The sequence below is a fragment of the Sporosarcina aquimarina genome, assembly GCF_019748715.1.
In the GTDB taxonomy this organism is placed as follows: Bacteria; Bacillota; Bacilli; order Bacillales_A; family Planococcaceae; genus Sporosarcina; species Sporosarcina newyorkensis.
The window spans coordinates 119,281-127,372 of record NZ_JACLBZ010000039.1; the positions used below are offsets into that span (position 1 = coordinate 119,281).

9 protein-coding genes are annotated in these 8,092 nt (G+C 41.9%); 7 read left to right on the top strand and 2 right to left on the bottom strand.

Annotated elements, in window-relative coordinates; genetic code table 11:
* Window positions 1–48 precede the first annotated feature (48 nt).
* The 6 genes from H7J92_RS17080 (at window position 49) to H7J92_RS17105 (ending at window position 5,198) form a co-directional block, all read left to right on the top strand.
* On the top strand, window positions 49–828 hold the full coding sequence (locus tag H7J92_RS17080) for a 2-keto-4-pentenoate hydratase (RefSeq protein WP_009498733.1): 780 nt from the start codon (window positions 49–51) through the stop codon (window positions 826–828).
* Between the two features lie 29 nt (window positions 829–857).
* Window positions 858–1,742 carry an acetaldehyde dehydrogenase (acetylating) gene (locus tag H7J92_RS17085; protein ID WP_040759864.1) on the top strand — a complete coding sequence of 295 codons (885 nt, stop codon included), beginning with the start codon at window positions 858–860 and terminating at the stop codon, window positions 1,740–1,742.
* Window positions 1,743–1,764: 22 nt separating this feature from the next.
* A complete protein-coding gene (gene dmpG / locus H7J92_RS17090; RefSeq protein WP_009498731.1) occupies window positions 1,765–2,784 on the top strand; it encodes a 4-hydroxy-2-oxovalerate aldolase in 1,020 nt (339 codons plus the stop codon).
* Window positions 2,785–2,786: 2 nt separating this feature from the next.
* Window positions 2,787–3,578, top strand: coding sequence for a 2-keto-4-pentenoate hydratase (locus H7J92_RS17095; protein WP_009498730.1), 792 nt, complete (start codon window positions 2,787–2,789; stop codon window positions 3,576–3,578).
* 65 nt (window positions 3,579–3,643) lie between these two features.
* Complete coding sequence (locus H7J92_RS17100; RefSeq protein WP_245799548.1) at window positions 3,644–4,903, top strand: MFS transporter; 1,260 nt, start codon at window positions 3,644–3,646, stop codon at window positions 4,901–4,903.
* The gene (locus H7J92_RS17105; RefSeq protein WP_040759862.1) at window positions 4,893–5,198 is read left to right on the top strand and encodes a hypothetical protein; all 306 of its coding nucleotides are present in this window, start codon (window positions 4,893–4,895) and stop codon (window positions 5,196–5,198) included. Before H7J92_RS17100 ends, H7J92_RS17105 begins: the two co-directional genes overlap by 11 nt.
* Window positions 5,199–5,250: 52 nt before the next feature.
* On the opposite strand, the gene H7J92_RS17110 is transcribed toward H7J92_RS17105, so the two are convergent.
* Window positions 5,251–5,472, bottom strand: coding sequence for a hypothetical protein (locus H7J92_RS17110; RefSeq protein WP_009498727.1), 222 nt, complete (start codon window positions 5,470–5,472; stop codon window positions 5,251–5,253).
* 193 nt (window positions 5,473–5,665) lie between these two features.
* Window positions 5,666–7,072: a purine-cytosine permease family protein gene (locus tag H7J92_RS17115; RefSeq protein WP_078818590.1), complete on the bottom strand. Its 1,407-nt coding sequence runs from the start codon at window positions 7,070–7,072 to the stop codon at window positions 5,666–5,668.
* A 414-nt stretch (window positions 7,073–7,486) separates the two neighbouring features.
* Here H7J92_RS17115 and H7J92_RS17120 point away from each other — a divergent pair, with 414 nt between their 5' ends.
* Entirely contained in the window at window positions 7,487–8,032 is a 546-nt protein-coding gene (locus tag H7J92_RS17120) for a YusW family protein (protein ID WP_078818589.1), read from the top strand.
* The last annotated feature ends 60 nt before the right edge of the window (window positions 8,033–8,092 follow it).

The window sequence follows — 8,092 nt, forward strand, 5'->3', positions numbered from 1 at the left end:
GGCATTGCGCCCGCCTTTTGTTGTTTTAACGCAGGAGGATGGAGTACCGTGTCTACTAAAATTGAAAGTTATGCATCAGAATTATTGGAAGCAGAGAAAACATGTAAAGGGATTGCACCTTTAACGGAAAGAGATAGTTCACTGACAGTAGAAGATGCTTACCATATACAACTCGAAATGGTTAAACAGAAATTGGCCGAGGGAAAGAAAATTATTGGAAAAAAAGTTGGTCTCACAAGTGTAGCAATGCAAAAAATGTTAAATGTTGATGAGCCGGACTATGGCCATTTATATGATGATATGGAATTAAAAAATGAAACTTCTATAAAAGTAAGTACGATGGTGGCACCGAAAGTCGAAGCCGAAATTGGTTTTGTGTTGTCAGAAGATCTGGTAGGTCCCAATGTGACCTATTTAGACGTCATGATGGCAACGAAATATGTGGTCCCTACTATTGAGGTCATCGATAGCCGTGTTGCAGACTGGAATATTAAATTGATTGATACAGTAGCTGACAATGGATCAAGTGCAAAAGTTGTAGTAGGAGACAAACAGACTACGTTGGAAACATTGGATTTGAGAACAAATAGTATGGTGCTTTACAAAAACGATGAGTTAATCGCGACCGGAGCAGGAGCTGCCGCACTTGGTCATCCGGCACACGCTGTTGCTTGGTTGGCGAATAAGCTGCATGATTTTGGCATCACGTTGAAAAAAGACGAATTGATCTTACCGGGGGCGCTATCTGGGGCTGTCGTTGTAGAAGCGGGAGATACGATTAAGGCAGATTTTGGTCCGGTTGGCTCTGTCACCGTGCACTTTGAATAAAGGATAGATGAGAAGAAGGGAGCATGACAATGGAGAAAATTAAAGCAGCCATCATCGGTTCTGGAAATATCGGAACAGATTTAATGTATAAACTAGAACGCAGTGATGTCATTGAGTTAACAGCTGTAATTGGGATCGAACCGGAGTCTGATGGACTAAAACGGGCAAAAGAGAGAGGCTACCAAGCTTTCTCTACTGGTATTCAAGCGATCATCGATCATCCTGAACTTGCGGATATTGTGTTTGATGCTACCTCTGCAAAAGCGCATATTCATCATGCCGAAGTTTTAAAAAAGTTAGGGAAGCTTGCAATTGATTTAACTCCAGCTGCCATAGGACCGTTTTTCTCTCCGGCTGTAAGCTCTGATGAGAAATCACGAGAGTTGGATAATGTCAATATGATTACTTGTGGCGGACAGGCGACGATTCCGATCGTACATGCAGTCAATAAAGTGGCGGACGTTACATATGGAGAAATCGTTGCGACTATTTCAAGTTTAAGTGCAGGTCCGGGTACACGAGCAAATATCGATGAATTTACGATTACAACTCGTCGTGGAATTGAAGAAGTAGGCGGTGCGGATCAAGGAAAAGCACTTATCATTTTAAACCCTGCTGATCCTCCAATCTTAATGCGTGATACGATTTATTGTGAAGTGAAGAATATGGATGAAAAGGCTATACAGGAATCCATCGAAAATATGGTAGAGACTGTCAAGGAGTATGTACCTGGGTACCGGTTAAAGCAAGCACCATTGTTTGAAGGGAACGTTGTCACAGTCTTTGTGGAAGTGGAAGGGGCTGGCGACTATTTCCCTGAGTATGCCGGGAATCTTGATATTATGACGGCAGCTGCGACGCGGGTTGCGGAGGATTTTGCACGGTCGATGCTAGAGAAAAAATCTCTCATCTAATGAGTCGGAAGGAGCAACGTATATGACGAAGAAGCCAATTCAAATTACAGAAGTATGTTTACGAGACGGAAGTCATACGGTAGCACATCAATTTACGGTAGAACAAGTACGAAATGTTACCCGTGCGTTAGATGATGCAGGCATGCATTATATAGAAGTCAGTCACGGAGATGGACTAGGCGGTTCCACTGTCCAGTACGGAAAGTCATTGGTCAATGAAATGGAATTGATCGAAGCAGCCGTAGATGAATGTACGAATTCAAAGGTAGCGGTACTCCTGATTCCGGGTATTGGTACTATGAGCGAACTAAAGCAAGCGCATAAACTAGGCGCGAAACTCGTACGAGTGGCAACTCACTCAACAGAGGCAGACGTTTCTGCACAACATATTAGCCAAGCGCGTGAACTTGGAATGGAAGCGTTAGGTTTTCTGATGATGGCGCATTCTGTGCCTGTGGATAAATTGGTCGAACAAGCGAAACTTATGGAGAGTTACGGCGCACAAGCCGTCTATGTAACCGATTCAGCGGGCGCACTTTTACCTCATCAGGTAAGCGAGCGTATCAAGGCACTGCGCGGTTCATTGGATATTGAAGTCGGATTCCATGCGCACAATAATTTATCTTTAGCTGTTGCGAATACGCTTGCTGCAATCGAAGAAGGTGCTACCCGTATAGATGGAGCGGTGCGTTGTTTAGGAGCAGGAGCTGGCAATACACAAACGGAAGTATTGTTGGCAGTAATGGATCGCATGGGTATGGATGTCGGAATTGATCTTTATAAAATGATGGATCTTGCGGAAGATATTGTAGGCCCGTTAATCCCTGGCACGCAAGAAATAAAAAAAGGGAGTCTTGCTCTTGGCTATGCTGGCGTTTACTCGAGCTTCCTATTGCACTCGGAACGAGCGGCTGCAAGATTTGGTTTAGACCCACGCGATATCTTAATGGAACTCGGTAAAATGAAAGTGGTAGGCGGGCAAGAGGATATGATTCTGGACGTGGCCGCTGAATTGGCGAAGAAGGAGAAAGTGAGGGTATAAACATGACAGTACTTACAGATCGTGAAAAAGAAATTGTTGATTATTTATATACAGCAGAACGTGATGCACGAGAGGTTGTCAAAGTAACCGACAAATATTCGGAGCTGACAATTGAAGAAGCATACGAATTGCAAGATCGTTTATTGGAACGTCGATTGCGGGAAAATAAGACGAAAAATGTAGGCGTGAAACTAGGTCTAACTAGTAAAGCCAAGCAAGTCATGATGGGGGTTGACGAAGCAATCTACGGTTACTTACACGCCGATATGCTGTCAACAGAATGGGAGCCTATCAACTATTCAGATTTGATTCATCCAAAAGTGGAACCTGAAATTGCCTTTTTATTGGGAGCGGACTTGGAGGGTGAAGATGTTACGGCGGAAGATGTAATTAAAGCTACAAAATACGTAGCGCCCGCTTTGGAAGTAATCGATAGCCGATATAAAGACTTTAAATTCACCTTGGTCGATGTTATAGCAGATAACTGTTCATCCATAAAGTTTGTTGTAGGCAGTAAGTGGATTTCTCCAGACTCTATCAATTTAGGGACGATCGGAATGGTTATGTCTAAAAATGGAAAAGTAATGCAAACCGGATCGAGTGCTGCGGTGTTAGGGCATCCAGCAGAAGCGATTGCTTGGTCGGTAAAAGAGTTAAGCAAACGAGGCAAAGGATTGAAAAAGGGAGATATCATTCTTAGCGGGGCGATGTCAGAAGCGATTGCATTTGAATCGGGTGACTCCGTTGTCGCACAATTCGATGGCTTAGGCAGTGTTTCAATGTATTGTAAGTGATCAATAAAAAGAGAGTGTGCTGATTACCAGCCCTCTCTTTTTCATTATAGATGATAAAAGAGATGATGCGCACAGTGAATGTGAAATCTAAAGAACATACATTGCAAATAGCTTGGAAGATGCTGATTTGGCTATTACTGGCTCAAATCATGGTGTCTTTTGTAGGTAGAAGTTTAGCACCTTTGACAATCTTAATCGGTGAAGATTTATCTTTATCTAATACACAAATTGGTTTGCTTCCAGCTGCTCTTTTTCTCGGTCAATCTTTGGCTGCTATTCCTTCTGGTCTGTTAGTGGATCGTTTAGGATCAAAAAAGCAGTTATTCGGTACAATAGCCTTGCTGGGGGTTAGCTTTATCCTCATATCCTTCACTACACAATTCTACTTGTTGTTGATAGTTGTGGTGATCGGGGGCGGGGCGTATGCCGCGATGCATCCAACGACAAATAGGGGAATCTTATATTGGTTTCCCCAGCGCAGCAGAGGGACGGCAATGGGAATAAAACAAATGGGGATTACAGCGGGCTCCGCGTTAGCTGCAATGTTTTTACTGCCATTGGCCAAAGAGCTTGGCTGGCGTCCTGCCTTGTTTATCAGTTGCCTTGTGCTGTTAGCTGTAGGAGTGTTGGTATCCTACCGATATCAAGATCCAGCTGATTCTATGGCAAAAAAAGATGCGCTTTTAACTAAAGGTAAATTTCAAGAAGACTTGCGAAAAATACTGCAAAATAAACAAGTTCTTTTATTGAGTATTAGTGCGATGGGTTTACAAGGCGCACAGCTATGCCTCACTACGTACATTATTTTGTTTGCTTTTGAAAAGCTTGAGATGACACTTATTCTGGCAGGCCTATTACTCGTATTGGCTGAAATAGGCGGCTCTGTTGGCAGGGTGGCTTGGGGAACAATCAGTGATAAGTACTTTGCGGGGAACCGGATGATCATTATGTTCATTGTAACGGTTCTGACAGGGATGTGTGCACTGGTATGTGCTGTGTTATTACCTGCAACTCCACTTATAGTTGTCTTGTGCACAGTCTTCATCTTCGGTTTTTCCATTTCAGGTTATAACGGAGTCTGGATGACAATTATAGTAGAGTTGGTGCAGAAGGAAAATTCGGGTATTGCTACAGGAGTCACTATCACAATCAGCTCTTGGGGTGTGTTAATCATACCTCCACTTTTTGGCTATATTGTAGATATAAGCGGATCCTTTTCAAAAGGTTGGCTATTCATAGCCTCTTTAATGGCAGTTGTCGTTCTGTTACTCAAACAAACAACCAATCATACAGAAGTGAAAGGAGTGGATGAAGTTGTCGACTGAAGAGGTAGTTCAATTACCGAACTTTGCATTCGTTCATTATTGTCATAAAACATACAGAGTTACCAATGAATTGTACCGCTGCATCGATCAGTTCTTTTCTACATACGGCATCGAGAATAGAACTGAAAGACGAAAACATCTTCTATCATTTTTGGAATATAGCAGCATCAAACAAACGGAAAATAAGGAACTGATAAATTGGGGAGGCAAAAGGTTGAAGAGTGAAATGGAGTCGTATTTAGAAGACTCCTTTGTTGTCTTATATATGAGAGAAAAAGCAGGATCTCCCGATTAAACAAAAGCCGCCCGAAAAGTCAGATGAAATGACTTCTCAGACGGCCTTCACATCAAAACTTCAAATGAAAAAACAAGCGCGAAAGTCCCTTCAGGATAATCGCCAAAGCAAACAATACAACGACGATTACTACGATGACTACCGCGATGGTCAGCAACAAGTTACTTGAAATAGCTGTTAGTAAGCCAGGCACAATTAAAATCAAGCCCAACACAGCATACGCAGCTAAAATCCCGGCTAGGAAAAGCCCCACATTACCTTCGTATTTCGACATACTTCTGCACCTCCTTACTGTAAGGTATGTTCCTTACAATAAGGAGGTGTAATGCAATGTACACGACTGCGCCAAAATCCTATTTCTGTATCATCCTAATTTAAGCGAATGAATAAATTGCCCATCGTAAAGCTTGGAGCGATTAGCCGCAGCTCTCACTCTAAAATTCTGTTTTATAGAGGAGTTGGGGAAGTTAAGCTAGTTTATCATCTGGCGTAATATCATTCGGTTCGTGTTCCAAATAATACTTGCCTTTTGTATAGACCGCTATGATAACAGTCAGCAAGGCAGCCAGCAAGGCAGCGAAGAAAGCAGCTGTAGATTGTAGGAAGATGCCCATGTAGCCAGATGCGGCAATCGTGCCGAATGCGCTGGCGGCTATCAATGAAACTACGCCAACAGGATTCCACTTATACAAAAACTCTTGACGTGCTACGTAGTAGGTCGGACCGATTTTTAATAACTTTTTAACAATGAGCGCGTCTGTTACCAAAATAGCAGCCCAAGAGAACAAGAAAACGCCTTGAAATGTCATTACGGTATCTAAGTGATTCACAATTCCGCCAAGCATTAATAAAATGGCTGAAATTGCAGAGACGACAACCCAAAACCGTCGGCCTGGGGTGAAACGGAAAATGTTCTCAAAGAAGTTGGATAGGGAGAGGGAACTACTGTAAATATTTGTGACGTTGATTCGCAATTGCGTCAGCATCGTGAACAATGCACCGCCGATCCCGAGCAATAGAACAATATAGACACCTGGATCTTTCTCTAAGAAGCGAACACCAAACCAAATACCAAGTCCACCCATCACGCCATAACAGAAAATCTGTGGGATAAAGCCTATCGCGATAGAACCGAACTTTCGATCCTCTGGGCGTAAAAAGCGAGCATAATCGGAAGCAAGCAATGCGGTCAGTCCCATAATTCCATTATGCATTCCGATGCAAAATAAAAGTGCTGTCCCACCGAACTGCACACCTTCAGGCATATAAGAGAAAACTGAACCAGTATACAAGGCGGGTTTCATAAATGAAACGACAATCGCGGTGATCAAGAACACGAGGAAAATAGGCATTGACCATTTTTGAAGTTTATCAAGCTGTTCTATTCCAAACCAATTTAGGGGGATAATAATGGTTCCAAACACGACGATTAAGATCCATTTTGGAAAGTCAGGCATGAAATGATGTACGGCCGAGACGAGGATTAATCCTTCGAATGCACAGTACATAATGAAGTTGGAGGCGTAAATTAAAGAAGTCAGAGACGAACCGATATAGCCAAATCCGCCACCGCGTGATAATAAATTAACATTCATGCCGGACTTGGCCGACAAATAGGAAATGACCGTACCGAGAAGTCCCGCCACGATGATGGCATAGATGGCAGAAACAATGGCATTTGGTGCACCGAATTGCAAAGCCATGACGCTTCCCATTTGAAAATAAAAAATGGCAGTTGCAATTCCGAACGTTATGTTCGTTATGCTCAGCCAACTTTTTGTACGATCTTCCAGAGGCACTCGATCCAATGAATAATCTCGGACCACCTCTTCTTTTACCAAATCATTAGGCAACGTTGTTTTTCCCGTTGTCATACACATCAGCTCCTTCTAGTAGTAGTCAACCCCTTCTGCCAGTATTTCTGGCGAATACTCATTCACATACATATGGAATGGTTAACCCGTTCATTAGATGAATTGACACTTTTTAATATTAACAATTACATAATGAAAAAATCAAGTGTATTATGCGTTTTATAATTAATGTGAGTATAAATGTCTATAAATTAATGTTTTAATACGAAAAAGAAGGTGAGTTTTAGAGAAAGATAGGTAATAAAAAATAAATTTTGTTACTGAATTTATGAAAATAGTGGAAACCCACATAGTTTTCATTCGCAGGGGACTCCATCATTCCCTTTTCATAACCCAACGCAAGAAAAGTAAATGATTAGAACGTAGAGAATGGGGAATGACTAAGTGAAAGGATATAATGAGGAGGAATACTTAATGAAACGTTTACTGATCACAACTGTATCTATTATGGCCATCGGTCTTGCAGCATGCGGAAATGATACAAATGAGCCGGTCGTCGATGAAGGAGCTACAACAACTCCGACTGAACAACCTGCAGACACGAATACTGATGGTACGGGAACAACAGATACGACTACAAACGGAACAAAAGATGAAACAGCGAGCGGAACAACTGACGATATGAAAGCTGATATGGACAAGCTTTCTTTCAGAGAGATAGAAGTAGAAATTTCTTATGGTAACGATATTGAATATGAAGCGGAAATTGAGCAGGATAGAAACGAACCCATCAAAGCGAAAGTAGAAGATGAGGTCAATCAAGTCTATTTAAAGGGGCAAGAAGCGTTTGATGATCTTTATCCTAAAGTCGAGCAACTACAGTTGACAAAAGATAGTACGAATGAAGAAACAATCAATCAAGTATTGAAAGCATTTGGGCTGAAATCGGACTATCAAAAGTTTGATGTAGAAATCAAATTTAATGATGGCAGTAAATTAGACATAGAAGAACGTAAATAATAAAAAAGAAGTGTCTCCATATAGTATGGTGTAGTGACCCCTAAAAGTTAGAGTTTTATA